The sequence below is a fragment of the Pseudomonas turukhanskensis genome (assembly GCF_027922365.1).
GTDB lineage: Bacteria > Pseudomonadota > Gammaproteobacteria > Pseudomonadales > Pseudomonadaceae > Aquipseudomonas > Aquipseudomonas turukhanskensis.
On sequence record NZ_BSFN01000001.1, the window covers coordinates 278,761 to 296,246 of the forward strand.

15 protein-coding genes are annotated in these 17,486 nt (G+C 61.9%); 4 read left to right on the plus strand and 11 right to left on the minus strand.

The genetic code is table 11. The features are described from left to right. Positions 1-33: 33 nt before the first annotated feature. The 7 genes from PKE98_RS01265 to PKE98_RS01295 all read right to left on the minus strand — a co-directional run bounded on the left by PKE98_RS01265 (position 34) and on the right by PKE98_RS01295 (position 9,283). Complete coding sequence (locus tag PKE98_RS01265; protein ID WP_271193404.1) at positions 34-933, minus strand: peptidoglycan DD-metalloendopeptidase family protein; 900 nt, start codon at positions 931-933, stop codon at positions 34-36. 207 nt (positions 934-1,140) lie between these two features. Continuing rightward, positions 1,141-2,049 carry a response regulator gene (locus PKE98_RS01270; protein WP_271193405.1) on the minus strand — a complete coding sequence of 303 codons (909 nt, stop codon included), beginning with the start codon at positions 2,047-2,049 and terminating at the stop codon, positions 1,141-1,143. Between the two features lie 235 nt (positions 2,050-2,284). Further along, positions 2,285-3,016 carry a phosphate signaling complex protein PhoU gene (gene phoU, locus PKE98_RS01275; RefSeq protein ID WP_271193406.1) on the minus strand — a complete coding sequence of 244 codons (732 nt, stop codon included), beginning with the start codon at positions 3,014-3,016 and terminating at the stop codon, positions 2,285-2,287. A 154-nt stretch (positions 3,017-3,170) separates the two neighbouring features. Then, a complete protein-coding gene (gene pstB / locus PKE98_RS01280; RefSeq protein ID WP_271193407.1) occupies positions 3,171-4,004 on the minus strand; it encodes a phosphate ABC transporter ATP-binding protein PstB in 834 nt (277 codons plus the stop codon). Positions 4,005-4,173: 169 nt separating this feature from the next. After that, positions 4,174-5,853, minus strand: a complete 1,680-nt coding sequence (gene pstA, locus PKE98_RS01285) for a phosphate ABC transporter permease PstA (protein WP_271193408.1) — start codon at positions 5,851-5,853, stop codon at positions 4,174-4,176. Between the two features lie 3 nt (positions 5,854-5,856). Next, on the minus strand, positions 5,857-8,145 hold the full coding sequence (locus PKE98_RS01290) for an ABC transporter permease subunit (protein WP_271193409.1): 2,289 nt from the start codon (positions 8,143-8,145) through the stop codon (positions 5,857-5,859). Between the two features lie 166 nt (positions 8,146-8,311). Further along, positions 8,312-9,283, minus strand: coding sequence for a phosphate ABC transporter substrate-binding protein PstS family protein (locus PKE98_RS01295; RefSeq protein WP_271193410.1), 972 nt, complete (start codon positions 9,281-9,283; stop codon positions 8,312-8,314). Positions 9,284-9,575: 292 nt separating this feature from the next. Here PKE98_RS01295 and PKE98_RS01300 point away from each other — a divergent pair, with 292 nt between their 5' ends. Then, positions 9,576-10,886 carry a PQQ-dependent sugar dehydrogenase gene (locus PKE98_RS01300; RefSeq protein ID WP_271193411.1) on the plus strand — a complete coding sequence of 437 codons (1,311 nt, stop codon included), beginning with the start codon at positions 9,576-9,578 and terminating at the stop codon, positions 10,884-10,886. On the opposite strand, the gene PKE98_RS01305 is transcribed toward PKE98_RS01300, so the two are convergent. Then, on the minus strand, positions 10,870-12,159 hold the full coding sequence (locus PKE98_RS01305; protein ID WP_271193412.1) for an MFS transporter: 1,290 nt from the start codon (positions 12,157-12,159) through the stop codon (positions 10,870-10,872). The two genes, PKE98_RS01300 and PKE98_RS01305, sit on opposite strands and share 17 nt — an antisense overlap. A gap of 300 nt (positions 12,160-12,459) precedes the next feature. Between PKE98_RS01305 and PKE98_RS01310 the strand changes: the two genes are divergently transcribed. The 3 genes from PKE98_RS01310 to PKE98_RS01320 all read left to right on the plus strand — a co-directional run bounded on the left by PKE98_RS01310 (position 12,460) and on the right by PKE98_RS01320 (position 14,994). Next, positions 12,460-12,858, plus strand: a complete 399-nt coding sequence (locus PKE98_RS01310; protein ID WP_108095192.1) for an acyl-CoA thioesterase — start codon at positions 12,460-12,462, stop codon at positions 12,856-12,858. Positions 12,859-13,002: 144 nt separating this feature from the next. Next, the gene (locus PKE98_RS01315) at positions 13,003-13,899 is read left to right on the plus strand and encodes a D-hexose-6-phosphate mutarotase (RefSeq protein WP_271193413.1); all 897 of its coding nucleotides are present in this window, start codon (positions 13,003-13,005) and stop codon (positions 13,897-13,899) included. A 45-nt stretch (positions 13,900-13,944) separates the two neighbouring features. Then, complete coding sequence (locus PKE98_RS01320) at positions 13,945-14,994, plus strand: GGDEF domain-containing protein (protein WP_271193414.1); 1,050 nt, start codon at positions 13,945-13,947, stop codon at positions 14,992-14,994. Positions 14,995-15,087: 93 nt separating this feature from the next. Here the strand turns inward: PKE98_RS01320 and PKE98_RS01325 are convergent, their stop codons facing one another. From PKE98_RS01325 to PKE98_RS01335, 3 genes are all read right to left on the minus strand, one after another. Further along, on the minus strand, positions 15,088-16,008 hold the full coding sequence (locus PKE98_RS01325) for a ZIP family metal transporter (RefSeq protein ID WP_271193415.1): 921 nt from the start codon (positions 16,006-16,008) through the stop codon (positions 15,088-15,090). A 96-nt stretch (positions 16,009-16,104) separates the two neighbouring features. Beyond that, positions 16,105-16,635, minus strand: coding sequence for a DUF3299 domain-containing protein (locus PKE98_RS01330; protein ID WP_271193416.1), 531 nt, complete (start codon positions 16,633-16,635; stop codon positions 16,105-16,107). Between the two features lie 35 nt (positions 16,636-16,670). Continuing rightward, positions 16,671-17,435 (minus strand): sulfite exporter TauE/SafE family protein, encoded by a 765-nt coding sequence (locus tag PKE98_RS01335; protein ID WP_271193417.1) that lies wholly within the window; start codon positions 17,433-17,435, stop codon positions 16,671-16,673. Between the last annotated feature and the right edge of the window lie 51 nt (positions 17,436-17,486).

Consider the following 17,486-nt stretch of genomic DNA (forward strand, 5'->3'; position numbering starts at 1 on the left):
TAGTCGTGATGCCACACAGGCTAGCAGGCCTGCTCACTCACCGCCCACGGCAAAATTGGGCAAGGTGTCGACCGGTTGCACAAAATCGAAGGGAATCGACTCCAGCGCCAGACCCATATTGCGCTGAATAACGAAGTGCAGGTGCGGGCCACTGCTGTTGCCGGTGTTGCCCGAGCGTGCCAGCGGCGTGCCCAGATCTATGCGTTGCCCCTCGCCGACCAGCACAGAGCCGCGCATCAAATGCAGGTAAACGCCCATGGTGCCGTCGTCGTGCAGCACCCGTACAAAGTTGCCCGAGGGGTTGTTGCCGCGCCCGCTCTGGCCGTTTTCGATTTTCACCACGGTGCCGGCGCGGGCCGAAACGATGGGCGTGCCTTCGGGCATGGCGATGTCGATGGCGTAGCGGCCTTTGGGCGTGAAGTGGCTGTATTTGCCATTGGCGCCCTGGCTTTGTCGGAACGGGCCACCGACCCACGGCAGCGGGTAGTCGTAGACGATGGGTTGCAGGCGCGGATCGCCCAGGGCCGTGCGCAGTTTCGGCTTGTAGCGCATGGGCTGGCTGGCGTCACGTGGGGCCAGGGTGGCCAGGCGGATCGTGCTGCGCGGGGGCAGCACCCAGTGAATGGGTTTGTCCGGCATGCCGGATACGTTCACCGCGTTGTTGAGGCTCAGCTCCACTTCCACCGGCGCGTACAGGTCGTTGCGCACCAGCAGGGTTTCGCCGGCGTCGTGTTTTTTGGTTTCCAGTTTTACCTGGGTGTCCAGGCGCTCGACCATACGGTCGCGGAACACGAACACCTGCGCACCGGGCGCGGCTTTGTCGGTGTAGGTCACTACGCCATTGGCGTCGGTGTATTTGTAGATGGTCAACGCCAGCGCCGGATTGGCACCGGCCAGCAGCAGACCACAGAGAAGGATAATGCGCCCTAGCATAACGGCATCGTTCTAATGGGTTCCTGAACGGGCAAGACTAGCAGCGCCGTGGGCGTCAGGCGAGACAGCGGCTGTTGTGATGTGAACAAGCACGCGCCGCTGGTCGGCCAATCACAACTGTAGCAGCCAGCTTGCTGGCGAATCGGGCACACCGGCCATGACTTTTCCAGGGTTCGCCAGCAAGCTGGCTCCTACAAGGGGATAGCGTTAGGCACCGGGAACGAAGTGCTTTTGCGCAGAGCCACGGGCAATCAGGCGCGACAGGTAGTCGAGCTTCTGCGGGTCGCGGTCGACGAAGCGGAAGACCAGCTGCAACCATTCGGTATCAGGCTTGGGCTCGAACGCCGCTATCGAATGCAGATAGCCATTGAGGCGCGCCACTTCGCCGCCATCGCCTTGCTCCAGATCGAGCACGGCGCTTTCCAGCACTTGCGGCAGGGTGTCCAGACGCTTCACCAACAGCGCCGCCTCTTTCAGGCTCAGGGCTTTGATCACGCAGGCGAGGTTACCGCTGGCCAGGCGCAGTTGGCCCTGGCCACGACCGGAGGGAGGCGCTGGCGCCGCCGCAGGCTTGGCCGCGCCACCCAGCAGGGCAGCGGCAGAACCGGTGGCGGCAGGGGCGGGCGCTTTGGGTTTGACCACTTCAGCCTTGCCGCCAGTGAGGGCCGACAGCGAGTCGTTGCCAAAGGGCGAGGACGCGGTTTTCGGCGCACTGCCCATCAGGGCTTCCAGCTTGCCGGCTTTGTGCAGGGCTTTTTTGACCTTGGTAACCAGTTGCTCGTTGGTAAAGGGCTTGCCGATAAAGTCCGAGACGCCGGCCTGAATGGCCTGCACCACGTTGTCTTTGTCGCCACGGCTGGTGACCATGATAAAGGGCACGGCTTGCAGGGTCGGTTGCTCGCGGCACCAGCTCAGCAGCTCCAGGCCCGACAGCTCGGGCATTTCCCAGTCACACAGAATCAGGTCGAACGCCTGTCGACCCAGTATTTGCTGGGCTTTGCGGCCGTTCACCGCGTCTTCGATCTGGATGCCGGGGAACGCGTTGCGCAGGCCCTTCTTCACCAGATCACGGATAAACGGCGCGTCATCCACCACCAGCACACTGATTTTGCTCATCGACCACCCCTTCAGTAATGGCATAAGCATAGCCTCGCCTGCCGGCGAATAGCCAAACCACGTGCGCGAAGCCGACGCTAACGCACAAAAACGACAACGCCCGGACAAGGCCGGGCGAGTGTCGGGACGTTCGTGGAGCGGCGTAGGGCGAATATCGCCTTGGCGATATCCGCCGTATGGGACGGTGTATCGGCGGATATCCGCCTTGCGGATATTCGCCCTACCCGGTTATCGATTAACCCTTGTCGGCAGTGCCTTTTACTTCTTCTTCCATACGGGCCAGACCCAAGTGTTTTACGTCGGTGCCGCGCACGAGGTAAATCACCAGCTCGGCAATATTGCGCGCGTGGTCGCCGATGCGTTCCAGCGAGCGCAGTACCCAGATGATGCTCAGCACGCGGGTGATGGAGCGCGGGTCTTCCATCATGTAAGTGACCAGTTCACGCAGCGCGGTTTTGTATTCGCGGTCGATGGTCTTGTCGTACTTGGCCACCGACAGGGCCAGGTCAGCGTCAAAGCGAGCGAAGGCGTCCAGGGACTCCTGAACCATCTTGCGTACCTGATCGCCGATATGACGCACTTCCACATAGCCGCGCGGCGATTCACCGTTTTCGCACAGCTCGATGGCGCGCTTGGCGATCTTGGTGGCTTCGTCGCCGATGCGCTCCAGGTCGATCACCGATTTGGAGATGCTGATGATCAAACGCAGGTCGGAGGCGGCAGGCTGCCGACGGGCCAGAATGCGGATGCATTCTTCGTCGATGTTGCGCTCCATCTGGTTGATCTGGTCGTCGATCTCACGCACCTGCTGGGCCAGACCGGAGTCGGCGTCGATCAGCGCGGTAACGGCGTCGTTGACTTGTTTTTCCACCAGGCCGCCCATGGCCAGCAGGTGGCTGCGCACCTCTTCCAGCTCAGCGTTGAACTGGGCAGAAATATGGTGGGTGAGGCTGTCTTTGTTGATCATGTTCTAGCCCTTGGAAGCTAAATTTGGTGTTGGCACTTCTCGGTTTCCTGGCCTTTGCCAGAGCGTGTCGGGCAAGGCAGCAGGACGCAGACAGTACAACCCGTACGGCAAGTCCCGCTAACGCCGCCCGGCGCGCTCTGGCATAGCCAGGAGGCTAGCCGTAGCGACCGGTGATGTAGTCTTCGGTTTGTTTTTTGGCTGGGTTGGTAAACAGCGTATCGGTATCACCAAACTCGATCAGCTTGCCCATGTACATGAACGCGGTGTAGTCGGAGACGCGCGCGGCCTGTTGCATGTTGTGGGTCACGATGACGATGGTGAACTTGGATTTCAGCTCATAGATCAGCTCTTCCACTTTCAGGGTGGAGATCGGGTCCAGGGCCGAGCACGGTTCGTCCAGCAGCAGCACTTCGGGCTGTACGGCGATGGTGCGGGCAATGACCAGACGCTGTTGCTGACCACCGGACATGCCCAGGGCCGACTCGTGCAGACGGTCTTTCACCTCGTCCCACAGGGCCGCGCCGCGCAACGATTGCTCAACGGCTTCGTCGAGTACGCGCTTCTGGTTGATGCCTTGAATGCGCAGGCCGTAGGCCACGTTCTCGTAGATGCTTTTAGGGAACGGGTTGGGCTTTTGGAACACCATGCCGACGCGACGACGCAGTTCGGCCACGTCTTCGCCTTTGCGGTAGATGTTGGTGCCGTCGAGGTTGATTTCACCTTCGACGCGGCAGCCGTCCACCAGGTCGTTCATGCGGTTGAAGCAGCGCAGCAAGGTCGACTTGCCGCAGCCGGACGGGCCGATGAAGGCGGTCACGCGCTGCTTGGGGATGTTCATCTTGACGTCAAACAGCGCCTGCTTTTCGCCGTAGAACAGGCTCAGGCCAGGAACTTCCAGCGTCACCGGCTCGTTGGCCAGGCTCAGGTTCTGTTTTTCACGGCCAAGGGCAGAAATGTTGATGCCGTGTGGCTGGGATTCGTGCTGCATGGAGAAACCTCGATGCGTAATTTACGTTTGGCTGACCGGGGGGCAGCGTAAGTTCTGTAATGCTTTACTCCGTCATCCCAGCGCAGGCTGGGATCCAGATTCGGTTAGGCGCATGCGTTGTCCAACCCCTTCTGGGTTCCCGCCTACGCGGGAACGACGGTGTTTGTACTTAATGATCCAGCGCCTTGTACTTCTCGCGCAGGTGGTTACGAATGGCCACCGCCGACAGGTTCAAACCGGCAATCACCATCACCAGCAACAAGGCGGTGGCGTATACCAATGGGCGGGCCGCTTCCACGTTGGGGCTCTGGAAGCCCACGTCGTAGATGTGGAAGCCCAGGTGCATGATCTTCTGGTCCAGGTGCAGGTACGGGTAGTTGCCGTCCACCGGCAGCGACGGCGCCAGTTTCACCACACCCACCAGCATCAGCGGCGCCACTTCACCGGCGGCGCGGGCCACGGCGAGGATCATGCCGGTCATCATGGCCGGGCTGGCCATCGGCAATACCACTTTCCACAGGGTTTCAGCCTTGGTCGCGCCGAGGGCCAGCGAGCCTTCGCGCACGGCACGCGGAATACGCGCCAGGCCTTCCTCGGTAGCCACAATTACCACCGGCACGGCCAGAATCGCCAGGGTCAGCGAGGCCCACATCAGGCCCGGCGTACCGAAGGTAGGAGCAGGCAATGCTTCAGCGAAGAACAGACGGTCGAGGGAGCCGCCCAATACGTACACAAAGAAGCCCAGGCCGAACACGCCGTATACAATCGCCGGAACGCCGGCCAGGTTGTTCACCGCAATGCGGATCACGCGGGTCAGCGGGCCCTGCTTGGCATATTCGCGCAGGTACACGGCAGCCAGCACGCCGAACGGGGTGACGATCATGGCCATGATCAGGGTCATCATCACGGTGCCGAAAATGGCCGGGAAGATACCGCCTTCGGTGTTGGCTTCACGCGGGTCGTCGCTCAGGAATTCCCACAGGTTGGCGAAATACATGCGCAGCTTGGTGAAGACGCTCATGCCGTTGGGCTGGTAGGCGTGAACGATCTTGCCCAGGCTGATTTCGATCTCTTTGCCGTCGGCTTCGCGCACCACGATGCTGTCGCGGTCCACGGCGTGGTGCAGTTCCAGCAGTTGGCTTTCCAGGCCTTTGTACTTGGCATCCAGCTCGGCGCGCTCGGCGTCGATGTCGGCTTGCGCTTCGGCGGTCAGGGTCTTTTCCAGTTCCAGCTTGCGGGTTTTCAGGCGCAGGCGTTCCAGGCCATGGTTGATCGCACCGATGTCTTTCTTTTCCAGCTTGGACAGCTGCTTGGCCAGGTCTTCGACGCGCACGATGCGCTCTTGCAGGGTCGGCCAGCCGGCCTCGCCCTCGGCGATTACCTTGCCGCTTTCCTTGACGCTGACCAGCGTGCCGTAGAAGTTGCCCCACTCGCGGCGGACCAGGGTCATCAGCTCCACGGGTTTCTTCTGATCCACCAGCCAGTCACCGACCAGCCAGGTGAAATCGGCGCCGTAGATATCGCGGTTACCGACCTTGAGCAGCTCACGGGTCATAAACTCCGGGCCGTTGTCCGGCACCGGCAAGCCAGCGCCCTTCAAGCGCGCCAGCGGCACTTCTTCGGCCTGCACCACTTCACCCACCACCACGTGGCTGGCTTGCCCCGGAATGGCATAGGTGGCTTGCAGCAGGTCGGCCGGCCAGAAGTGGCCCAGGCCTCGGACGGCGATGACCAGCAGCAGGCCGATGGTCATGATCACGGCGATGGACACCGCGCCGCCGCTCATCCAGATGCCCGGCGAACCGCTTTTGAACCAGGCGTTGAGAGAATTCTTCTTCACGGCATTCATCCTTTAGAGCGCTGCGTATTTCTTGCGCAGACGCTGACGAATCAGTTCGGCCAAGGTGTTCATGATGAAGGTGAACAGCAGCAGTACCAGTGCCGAGAGGAACAGCACGCGGTAGTGGCTGCCGCCGACTTCCGATTCGGGCATTTCCACCGCGACGTTGGCCGCCAGGGTGCGCAGGCCTTCGAACAGGTTCATTTCCATGACCGGGGTGTTGCCGGTGGCCATCAGCACGATCATGGTTTCACCGACCGCGCGGCCCATGCCGATCATCAGCGCGGAGAAGATGCCGGGGCTGGCGGTCAGGATCACCACGCGGGTCATGGTCTGCCAGGTGGTGGCACCGAGCGCCAGCGAGCCCAGGGTCAGGCTGCGCGGCACGCTGAACACGGCGTCTTCAGCGATAGAGAAGATGTTCGGGATCACCGCAAAACCCATCGCCAGGCCGACGATCAGGGCGTTGCGCTGGTCGTAGGTAATGCCCAGGTCATGGGAAATCCACAGGCGCATGTCGCCGCCGAAGAACCAGTTTTCCATGTACGGGCTCATGCCCAGGGCAAAGGTGCCAACGATCAGGATCACCGGGATCAGGGTCAGCGATTCCCAGCCTTCCGGCACGCGCAGGCGGATGGAATCCGGCAGGCGGCTCCAGCCCCAACCGGCGAGCAGAATGCCCAGCGGCGTCAGAATCAGCAGGCTGAAGATGCCCGGCAGGTGGCCCTCAACATAGGGCGCCAGGAACAGGCCGGCGAAGAAGCCGAGAATGACCGTGGGCAGCGCTTCCATCAGCTCGATCACCGGCTTCACTTTGCGGCGCATGCGCGGTGCCATGAAGTAGGCGGTGTAGATGGCGGCCGCAACGGCCAGCGGCGCGGCCAGCAGCATGGCATAGAACGCGGCCTTCAAGGTGCCGAAGGTCAGCGGTGCCAGGCTCAGCTTGGGCTCGAACTCGGTGTTGGCGGCGGTGGACTGCCAGATGTATTTCGGCTCGTCGTAGCTTTCGTACCAGACCTTGCCCCACAGCGCGCTAAAGGACACTTCCGGGTGCGGGTTTTTCAGGGACAGCGGGTGCAGCTCGGTGCCGGCTTCAACCACCAGCCGGTTGGCCCGTGGCGAGAGGGCCAGGGCACCTTTGCCGTCGACGATTTTTTCCACCAGCAAGGTGCGCTCGGCGGTGCTGTGGTAAATACCCAGCTCACCGGCAGCGTCCAGGGCGACGAAGCCTTTGCGACGCTCTTCCGGGTTGATCTGCACGATGGGCGAATCGCCTTGCTGGAAGTCGCGGATATGTTTGAAGCGCGACGAACCATCCGGGTCGCGGGCCATAAACCACTGGCTGATGCCACCTTTGGAGTTACCGATCATCAGCGAGATGCCGCCCAGCAGCTGAGTGCTGGCGGTCACTTCGGCATCTGCGTCTTCGAGCAGTTTGTAGCGGCCGTTAAGGGTACGGTCGCGCAGGTTGAACACGTCAGCCTGGGCGCGGCCATTGAGCACGTACAGCCACTGTTGGCGCGGGTCGATATACAGCGCTTTGATCGGCTCGGCGATCTGCGGCAGGGCGATGCGATCCTGCGTCAGCGTGGTTTCGCCGGTCATCATGTTTTCTTCGCTGGTCAGCGACAGCATCAGCAGTTCGCTGCCACTCGAAGCCCCCAGCAACATGGTTTCATCCGTGGCGCTGAGGCTCACGTGTTCGAGCGCTCGGCCCTGCGGGTCGATCACCAGCGGCGCTTCGCCGTAGGGGTATTCGAGGCCCGGGGTGATGGTTTTGTGGTTGTCCGGGTAGGTGACGATGTAGCTGTGTTTGAACACCAGCGCCGAACCGTTGGACAGGCCCAGCACCACCAGGTTGTTGCCGGCTTGCGCCTGGCCGATAGACGCCACGGTGGCGCCGGCGGGCAGCGGCAGGGCGACACGTTTGATTTCATCGCCCGACTTGGTGGCGAAGAAAATCACCTCACCTTTATCGGAAACGCGCATGGCCACCTGGTTCTGCTCTTCGATGGCCAGCAGCAGGGGTTTGCCGGCGTCTTGTTGCAGCCAGGCGGGGCTTTGAACTTTCTTTTCGGTCAGCTCGGCGCCCTGGAACAACGGGAACACCACATAACCCAGATAAAAGAAGATCAGCGTGATGGCGCCAAGCACGGAAAGGCCGCCGATCATTACGTACCAGCGCGCCAAATGGTCTTTAAGCGCGCGGATACGGCGCTTGCGTTGCAGCTCGGGCGTATTGAAATCAATGCGTCCGGAGGAGGAATTCGCAGTCATGGGGGAATTTGCCAGATCGTTCATGCGCACACCCTAGCGGCTCTGTATGACAGAAACATGACAAAGCAGTGACGCAAAAAACCCGCCGATCAATGACAGCATTGATAGCGGGCTTGCGATAGACCTGGCCGAGGATCACCCAACCAGGCTTGTGTTTACATCGAGGCGGCATGTGCCGCCTCGATGAGTCTTACAGACCCAGGTCTTTCAGCGCTTTCTCAGCCACTTTGGCCGGGAGAGGAATGTAGCCGTCTTTTACGACCACTTGCTGACCTTGCTGGGACAGAACCAATTTCACGAATTCAGCTTCCAGCGGAGCCAGAGGCTTGTTCGGCGCCTTGTTCACGTACACGAACAGGAAGCGCGACAGCGGGTAGGAACCGTTCAGGGCGTTCTGCTCGTTGTCTTCGACGAACTCGCCGCCCTCCTTCTTGGCCAGGGCCACGGTGCGAACGCTGGCGGTTTTGTAACCGATACCCGAGTAGCCGATGCCGTTGACCGAGGAGCTGATCGACTGCACAACCGAAGCCGAACCTGGTTGCTCGTTCACGTTAGCCTTGAAGTCGCCTTTGCACAGGGCTTCTTCTTTGAAGTAGCCGTAGGTGCCGGAAACCGAGTTACGGCCGAAGAGTTGGACTGGCTTGTTGGCCAGATCGCCGGTCAGGCCCAGGTCGCCCCAGGTCTTGATGTCTTTCGAACCACCGCACAGGCGGGTAGCGGAGAAGATGGCGTCAACCTGGGCCATGGTCAGGCCTTTGATCGGGTTGTCTTTGTGTACGAATACGGCCAGGGCGTCGACGGCTACCGGAACGGCGGTCGGCTTGTAGCCATATTTGGATTCGAACGCTTGCAGCTCAACGTCCTTCATCTTGCGGCTCATCGGGCCCAGGTTAGCGGTGCCTTCGGTCAGAGCGGGTGGCGCGGTGGAGGAGCCGGCGGCCTGGATCTGGATGTTGACGTTCGGGTACAGACGCTTGTATTCCTCAGCCCACAGAGTCATGAGGTTGGCCAGGGTGTCGGAACCAACGCTGGACAGGTTGCCGGATACGCCGGTGGTCTTGTTATAGGCCGGGATCGACGGGTCAACAGCGGCAACCGCGCTTGCGGTGGCGACGCCAGCGGCGACAAAAGTCAGGGCCGCCATCAAACGCTTAAGTTTCATGCCTTGCTCCTAGCAGGATAGGGGTGTGTTGGAAACGGGGCCAAGTATCTGTAGGCCGTGTGAAGACTCTATGACTCAATTGTGACAATTGGATGAAAGGCCATCATGGGGCTGCTGCGCTCTTGCTTTGCGTAGGGTGTGCTATGCGCACCAATGCGTTAGCCACGCCATCGCTCGGTGCGCGGAGCACAGCCTACAAACAGCAGACCGCTTCACCGCGTAGGTTTTAATAACAACCCGATCACTCTGCTGTCCTTAATTGAGCTACCTGAAACGACCCGGAGACTGCCCAATGCCATTCGCTCGTTTACTGCCCTTTACCCTGCTCGCCGTCGCGTGCACCAGTTGCGCTGACACCACCCCCCAATCTGGCGCCGTGGGCTTTGGTCCGAACCCGACATTGCCCGCGCCTGAATCCAGCCTGGTACCCACCGTGAACGTGGCCAAAGCCATCGGCTGGGCCAAGGGCGCCACGCCCACCGCAGCAGCCGGCACTCAAGTAAACGCCTTCGCCGAAGGCCTCGACCACCCGCGCTGGCTGTACGTGTTGCCCAACGGTGATGTGCTGGTGGCCGAAAGCAACACGCCGCCGCCCGAGCAAGACCCAGGCTTTAGCATCAAGAATTTCGTGGCCGGCAAAATCATGGAAAAGGCCGGCGCCGGTGTACCGAGCGCCAACCGCATCACCCTGCTGCGCGATGCCGACCACGATGGCGTGGCGGAAGTTAAAACCGCGTTTATGGAAAACCTGCATTCGCCGTTCGGCATGACCCTGGTGGGTAACGACCTGTATATCGCCAACGCCAATGCGCTGGTGCGCGTGCCGTACGTGACCGGGCAAACCCAGATCAGCGAGCCACCGACCCAGGTCACCGCCCTGCCCGCCGGGCTGAATCACCACTGGACCAAGAACGTCATCGCCAGCGCCGATGGCAAGAAGCTGTATGTCACCGTCGGCTCCAACAGTAACGTCGGCGAAAACGGCCTGGAAATGGAAGAAGGCCGCGCCGCGATCTGGGAAGTGAACCCCACCAATGGCGACAAACGCCTGTTCGCCACCGGCTTGCGCAACCCCAACGGCCTGGCCTGGGAGCCGAGCACCGGCAAGCTGTGGACAGCGGTGAACGAGCGCGACGAACTGGGCAATGACCTGGTGCCCGACTACATCACCTCGGTACAAGACGGCGGTTTCTATGGCTGGCCCTACAGCTATTACGGCCAGCACGTGGATGAGCGGGTAAAACCGCAGAAGCCGGAGCTGGTGGCCAAAGCCCTGGTGCCGGATTACGCCCTGGGCGCGCACACCGCGTCACTGGGTATCGTGTTTGGCGAAAAAAGTGCGCTGCCTGAGCGCAAGGAAGGGCTGTTCGTCGCCCAGCACGGTTCGTGGAACCGCGACCCGCGCGCTGGCTACAAGGTGATTTTCGTGCCGTTCAGCGCGGGCATGCCCAAGGGCGAACCGGTGGACGTGCTGACCGGGTTCCTCGATGCAGAGGGCCAAGCCCAGGGCCGCCCCGTGGACGTCGCCAACGACAGCCAGGGCGCCCTGCTGGTAACCGACGATGTCGGCAATAAAGTGTGGCGGGTCAGCGCTTCGAAGTAAGCAGGTACAGGCCCACACAGAACCCCAGGCCACACAGTGCGGCCACGTAGTAGGCCGGCCCGAGCGGGTCGGTCTTCAACAACAGGGTGACCATCATCGGTGTCAGCCCGCCAAAGATGGCGTACGCCAGGTTGTAGGAAAACGACAGCCCGGAAAAACGCACCACCGGCGGGAAGGCATTGACCATCACGAACGGCACCGCGCCGATCATGCCGACAAACAGGCCGGTCAACGCATAGAGCGGGAACAGCCACTCCGGATGGCTGCTGATGCGGGTGTAGAAGGCCCACGAGCTGGCCAGCAGCAACAGGCTGCCAATGATAAACACCCGGCTTGCGCCAAAACGATCCGCCAGCGCACCGGCAGCCACACAGCCCACACTCAGAAACACGATGGCCAGGCTATTGGCCTGCAACGCCGTGGCGGCATTGAAGCCGTAAACAGTTTGCAGCAGGGTCGGCGTCATGAGGATGACCACGATAATGCCGGCCGACAGCACCCAGGTCAGCAGCATCGACAGCACGATGGCGCCACGGTGATCACGCACCACGGCCTTGAGCGGCACTTCTTCGGCCAGCGCCTTGCGCTGTTGCAGCTCGGCAAACACCGGGGTTTCGTGCAGCCAGCGGCGCAGGTACACCGAGAGCAGGCCAAACACGCCACCGAGCAGGAACGGCCCACGCCAACCGTAGGCCAGCAGTTCTTCAGGGGTGAACAGGCTATTAAAGAGTGTGGCGACAAGAGAACCCAGCAGAATGCCGGCGGTAAGCCCCGAGGTCAGGGTGCCGCAGGCGTAGCCGATATGGCGCTGGGGCACGTGCTCGGCCACAAATACCCAGGCGCCCGGCACTTCACCGCCAATGGCCGCACCCTGAATTACGCGCAGCACCAGCAAGGCGATGGGTGCCCACATGCCGATTTGCGCGTAGGTGGGCAACAAGCCCATCAGCAGCGTCGGCACGGCCATCATGAAAATGCTCAGGGTGAACATCTTTTTGCGGCCCAGCAGGTCACCGAAGTGGGCCATCACAATGCCGCCCAACGGGCGGGCCAGATAGCCGGCAGCGAAGATGCCAAACGTCTGCATCTGGCGCAGCCAGTCGGGCATCTCCGCCGGGAAAAACAACTTGCCGACCACAGCGGCGAAAAACACGAAAATGATGAAGTCGTAAAACTCCAGCGCGCCGCCCAGGGCGGAAAGCGACAGGGTTTTGTAATCGCTGCGGGTCAGCGGTCGGCTGGCAGGTGTGGTTGGCAAGGCGGCGGTGGACATAAAAAGGGCTTCTCATCGGCTGAAAGCGCAGCCACAGCGGGCTCGAGCCCCGCGCGGCAGGGGCGCACGATAACAAATTGCGACGTCGTCACACAGCCAATGTCATGTTCCCGGTCAAATCTAAGACTGCCTAGTCGTGCTGGGGCCCAAGCCTATATATACTGCGCCGTGTCTGCGTCTGGCCCCGGCTAGAGCGGCCGGGTCTTCTGCGAACCCAACTTGCGGCCTGTTAGCCGAGTGAGCAGTCAAGCCCGAGACTGGCCACATCCAATAAGAGTGACGGGCAAGAGGCACCAACGCATGATCGAACTCGAACAAGAAGACCCAACGCCGCAGGGCGATCTGGCGCTGCAAATTACTGCGCTACCGCGCGAAACCAATGGTTTTGGCGATATTTACGGCGGCTGGCTGGTCTCGCAGATGGACCTCGCCGGCACCGCCATGGCCAGCAAAGTCGCGGGCGGGCGGGTATCGACCGTTGCCATCGACCGCATGGCCTTTCTGGTACCGGTCGCCGTCGGCGCCCAGCTTTCCTTTTATAGCCAGACCCTGGAAATCGGCCGCAGCTCGATCCAGATGCTGGTGGAAGTGTGGAGCGACGACCCGCTGTCCAGCGAATGGCGCAAGGTGACCGAAGCGGTATTTGTGTTCGTTGCCATCGACGGTAGTGGGCGCACCCGGCCGGTGCCACGCCGCTGATTCAGGTTCCCCTCTCCCCTTGGGAGAGGGGCTAGGGGTGAGGGTCGGCCGTGACGCTATCGGCAACCTTTTCGCCCCGCTGCCCTCACCCCAACCCTCTCCCACGCGTGGGAGAGGGAGCCTAAAAAACGGAGCCCCGCCCCTATGCCCACCCCCACCCCTCAGGTCGAACGTATCGAGTTGGATGAACTGGTGTGCTGGCGCGTGCGCACAGCACAGGCGGAACTGCTGGTGGCGCAACAGGGCGCGCAGGTGCTGCGCTATCAACCCCATGGGCAGCAGCCGGTGATCTGGCTCAGCGAAGAAGCGGCCTATAAAAAAGGCCAATCGGTGCGCGGCGGCGTGCCGGTGTGCTGGCCCTGGTTTGGCGACCTGGCGCGCAACCCCGCGCCCATTCAACAGCAACATGCAGGCGGCGCCGCGCCCGCCCATGGCCCGGTGCGTGGCCTGGACTGGCAACTGCAAGGCATCGACAGCGACGACGCCAGCGTCACCCTGCGCTTCAGTTTTCCAGCCAACTCCCTGGCCACGCTGCCAAGCGGCATCGAACTGAGCCTGGAAGTGCGCCTGGACGAACGCCTGACCCTGAGCCTGACCACCCGCAACACCGGTAACCAGCCGCTGCCCCTGAGCCAGGCACTGCACACCTATTTTGCCGTTGCTGACATTCACCAGGCGCGCATCGAAGGCCTCGACCAGACCCGCTATATCGAAACCCTGGAAGACTGGCAGCAGCGCCAGCAACAGGGCGACGTCACCTTCGCTGGCGAGACCGACCGCATCTACCTGGATATTCCTGCCCAGCTGAGCATTCTCGACCCGTTGTGGCAGCGCCGTATTTACCTGGCCAGCAGCGGCTCGCGCTCGGCGGTGGTGTGGAACCCATGGATAGACAAGGCCCAGCGCCTGAGCCAGTTCGCTGACGACGCCTGGCCGACCATGCTGTGCATTGAAACGGCCAATGTGCTGGACGACTTCATCACCTTGGCGCCGGGCGCCGAGCATTGCATGGCGGTGACCCTCTGGGCGGAACCGGCGTAATCCGCTTTAATCCCCGAGTGAAACCCCGCAACGTGCCGAGTTCCCATGCTCATCAAATTCCGCGTCTCCGCTGGCAAGAATGGCCTGGAAGAAACCGGCAAGCGCTCACTTATGCGCCTGATTCTGGTCAGCACGGGGCTGGTGCTCAGCAGCTTCAGCGTCCTGCAATTTCTCGCCGGTAACCCGCTCACCGCCAGCTTCGAGCTAATCGCCAGCGCCGTGCTGGTGTGGGGTGGCTGGAAGATTGTGACCGCGCGCAACCTGGTGCCGTGGATTTACCTGTTTCTGCTGCCGACCTACTGCTTTTTGCTGTACATCATCGTGATGCCGGCGGCCTCCACCACCGCCTACGTGTGGATTTACATCATTCCCCTGCTCTCCTATCTGCTGCTGGGCCGGGTACGCGGGTTTCTGCTGACCACGCCGTTCGCCGTGGCCTCCATCATTTTGTATTTCTACAAATTCCCGATGCCCAGCACCTCTGCCGGCATGATCGATGTGCTCAATGCTGTGCTTTGCGGGGTGATGATCATCATCTTCGTGCACCTCTACGAAGCCCGCCGCGCGGCCGCCTACGACGAACTGGAACGCCAGGCGCAGACCGATGCGCTGACCGGGGTGGCCAGCCGTGGCAGCTTTCAGCAGGCGCTGGAGCGCAGCATTCTGGAAGGCGAGCGCAGCGGCTTGCCGTTGGTGCTGGTGATCATGGATGTTGACCACTTCAAGCGGGTCAACGATTGCTGGGGGCACGACGCCGGCGACAAGGCACTGCAACATATCTGCCACGGCTTGCTGCTGCGCCTGCGGGTGACCGACAGCCTCGGGCGCCTGGGCGGCGAAGAGTTTGGCCTGATATTGCGCAATACCGATCTGGCCGCGGCCACGCCACTGGTGGAAACCCTGCGCCAGCAGATCGCCAACCATGCGCTGGTGTATGGCGACGAAAGCATTCCGCTATCCGCCACCTTCGGCCTGGCGCAATGGCCGGCCGACGGCCATAGCGCCAGTGAGCTGTACCGCTGTGCGGATCAGCGCCTGTATCGCGGCAAGGAGATGGGCCGCAACCGGCTGGTCTTGAGCAGCGTGCATCCCTAAAGGCGAACGCTCGTAGGGTGTGCTCCGCGCACCGTTGCGTTGGCACATGAATCGCTCGGTGCGCGGAGCACACCCTACAAAAGGCGCAACGCGTTAACCCAACGCCGTATCAAGGAACATCATCACCGCGAACCCTGCCATCAAGCCCAGGGTGGCCGGCGTCTGGTGACCGTTGCGGTGGGTTTCGGGGATCACTTCGTGGGACACCACAAAAATCATCGCCCCGGCCGCCAGGCCCATGGCAATCGGGTACGCCAGGGCAAAGCCGCTCGACACACCAATACCGATCAACGCCCCCAACGGCTCCATCGCCCCGCTGAGAATCGCCAGCACTGCCGCTCTGACCGACGACATGCCGGTAGCGCGCAGGGCCATGGCCACGGCCAGGCCTTCGGGGATGTCTTGAATGGCAATGGCGGTGGTCAGCGGCAGGCCGACGCTCATGTCTCCGCCAGCAAAGCTGACGCCAATGGCCATGCCTTCTGGAATGTTGTGCAAGGTTACCGCCAGCACAAACAACCACACGCGGTTGATGCGCTCGGCTTCCGGGCCGCAGGGGCCGGTACTGTCGTGTTCATGGGGGGTGAAGCGGTCCAGCCCCAGCATCAGCAATACGCCAAGGCCCAGGCCGACCACCACGGTGAGCGCTGCCATCGGGCCGTTGCCGGTGATTTCCTTGGCCGCGGCCAAGCCCGGCAGAATCAGCGAAAAGGAGCTGGCGGCGAGCATCATGCCAGCGGCAAAGCCGAGCATGGTGTCCTGGGTGCGGGCCTTGATCGAGCCCAGCGCCAGAGCAAACACCGCGCCCGCCGCCGTGGCTCCAAAGCCGGCCATGCCGCCGAGCAAGGCATAGTTCAGGTGGCCCGAACCGTCACCCTGAAAGGCGTTGTAGATACTGATGACCACCAGCACCACCACGGCCAGGCCGGCAGCGCCGAAGCCCAACGTGGTGAAGGGGTGGGTGTGGGCCTGGTTGATCCAGGCGTTACGCATGGCATTCAGGGAAGTCGGCATAGCGGCAACCAGCGGCAAATGAACTGGTTGCCAGACTAAAACCTATCGCTGGCTTCTGGCCATAAGAAAAAATCTATTACGCAGTTGTGCGCGCGCTTATAGATCGGCCTCGGTAACCGCCCGCACGTTGCTGGCATCCAGCGCGTATGCGGCGTCGGCAAGGTCGTTGCTGACCTTTTCCACCTTCAGGGTGCCGGTTACCCAAAGTGGGTTGTAGATGTCGTTGAGCTTGAGGCCCTTCGGGTAACGCACCAGCACCATCTGGTTGGGCGGCGGTGGCGGCACATGGATGCAGGCGCCCGGATATGGCACCAGGAAAAACAGAGTGGCGCGCCCCTTGGCATCGGTTTCCAGCGGCACCGGGTAGCCACCAATGCGGATGTTCTTGTTGTCCATCGCCGCCACGGTCCTGGTGGAATACATCACCGCTGGCAGGCCCTTCTCCTGCTTCAAACCACCTTTGCTGGTAAACGTGCCGTCGCCTTCGGGGGTGTTGTGGCTGATTTCCGGCATCTCTTCCAAGGCCTTCTGATCAGACTTGGGCATCAGCGACAACCAATCGGTTTCCGGAAGCTGCGCGTGGGCAAAACCACTGAGTAACAGCAGGCTGAACAGTAAGCGGCGCATGAAAAAACTCGGGCGGGGGAAAGCCGGCGAGTCTATCAGCCGGCTATAAGCAGGTGCAGAGCCAGGAGGCTCAAGCCGATAAAGAACACGCGCTTGAACACATCAGCGCTGATGCAGTGGCGCAACCACTGGCCCAGTACCATGCCCGCCAGGGCCGGCAACAACGCCACCAACGAGGCTCCCAGTTCTGCGCCGCCCACCTCACCGCGCCAGAACAGGCCAGCGCCCAGGGCCAGCGTCGATACGGTGAAAGAAACGCCCAACGCCTGTACCAGTTCATTGCGCTGCAACCCCAGCGCCTGCAGATAGGGCACAGCCGGAATCACGAAGACCCCGGTGGCCGCCGTCACGATGCCCGTCAGCAAACCGCACAGCGGGCCCAGCCAGCGCTCCCACGTTGCCGGCAGCCGCAGCGGCGGCAACAGCAAACCGCTCAGGGCGTACAGCAACAGCGCGGCGCCCAAGGCGCGGGTCATGCCGTGCCCGCTGCCCACGCCCAGCCACCAGGTGCCCACTGCGGTGCCGAGCACCACCATCAGCAGCATCGGCCACAGGCGCGCCAGCAACGCCCGTAGCGCGCCGCCGAATGCCAGTTGCCAGAGGTTGGTCACGGTGGAAGGCACCAGCAACAGCGCCGCAGCCTGTGGTGGCAACATAGCCAGGCCGAGCACGCCCATGGCCACCGTAGGCAGGCCCAGGCCGATAACGCCCTTCACCGTGCCGGCCAGCAAAAAGGTCGCCAGCACCAGTAAAGACAGGCCAAGGCCTAGGTGTTGATAGAAGTCGAGGTAAGTCGTCATGCCGCCATGGTGCAGCGGTTCCAGGCTGATGAAAAACGGTGAATGGCAGAG

Bases quoted from the DNA above. Each gene is read 5' to 3' on its own strand.
- PKE98_RS01265 (WP_271193404.1), bottom strand. From the start codon at position 933: ATGCTAGGGCGCATTATCCTTCTCTGTGGTCTGCTGCTGGCCGGTGCC.
- PKE98_RS01270 (WP_271193405.1), bottom strand. From the start codon at position 2,049: ATGAGCAAAATCAGTGTGCTGGTGGTGGATGACGCGCCGTTTATCCGT.
- phoU (WP_271193406.1), bottom strand. From the start codon at position 3,016: ATGATCAACAAAGACAGCCTCACCCACCATATTTCTGCCCAGTTCAAC.
- pstB (WP_271193407.1), bottom strand. From the start codon at position 4,004: ATGCAGCACGAATCCCAGCCACACGGCATCAACATTTCTGCCCTTGGC.
- pstA (WP_271193408.1), bottom strand. From the start codon at position 5,853: ATGAATGCCGTGAAGAAGAATTCTCTCAACGCCTGGTTCAAAAGCGGT.
- PKE98_RS01290 (WP_271193409.1), bottom strand. From the start codon at position 8,145: ATGAACGATCTGGCAAATTCCCCCATGACTGCGAATTCCTCCTCCGGA.
- PKE98_RS01295 (WP_271193410.1), bottom strand. From the start codon at position 9,283: ATGAAACTTAAGCGTTTGATGGCGGCCCTGACTTTTGTCGCCGCTGGC.
- PKE98_RS01300 (WP_271193411.1), top strand. From the start codon at position 9,576: ATGCCATTCGCTCGTTTACTGCCCTTTACCCTGCTCGCCGTCGCGTGC.
- PKE98_RS01305 (WP_271193412.1), bottom strand. From the start codon at position 12,159: ATGTCCACCGCCGCCTTGCCAACCACACCTGCCAGCCGACCGCTGACC.
- PKE98_RS01310 (WP_108095192.1), top strand. From the start codon at position 12,460: ATGATCGAACTCGAACAAGAAGACCCAACGCCGCAGGGCGATCTGGCG.
- PKE98_RS01315 (WP_271193413.1), top strand. From the start codon at position 13,003: ATGCCCACCCCCACCCCTCAGGTCGAACGTATCGAGTTGGATGAACTG.
- PKE98_RS01320 (WP_271193414.1), top strand. From the start codon at position 13,945: ATGCTCATCAAATTCCGCGTCTCCGCTGGCAAGAATGGCCTGGAAGAA.
- PKE98_RS01325 (WP_271193415.1), bottom strand. From the start codon at position 16,008: ATGCCGACTTCCCTGAATGCCATGCGTAACGCCTGGATCAACCAGGCC.
- PKE98_RS01330 (WP_271193416.1), bottom strand. From the start codon at position 16,635: ATGCGCCGCTTACTGTTCAGCCTGCTGTTACTCAGTGGTTTTGCCCAC.
- PKE98_RS01335 (WP_271193417.1), bottom strand. From the start codon at position 17,435: ATGACGACTTACCTCGACTTCTATCAACACCTAGGCCTTGGCCTGTCT.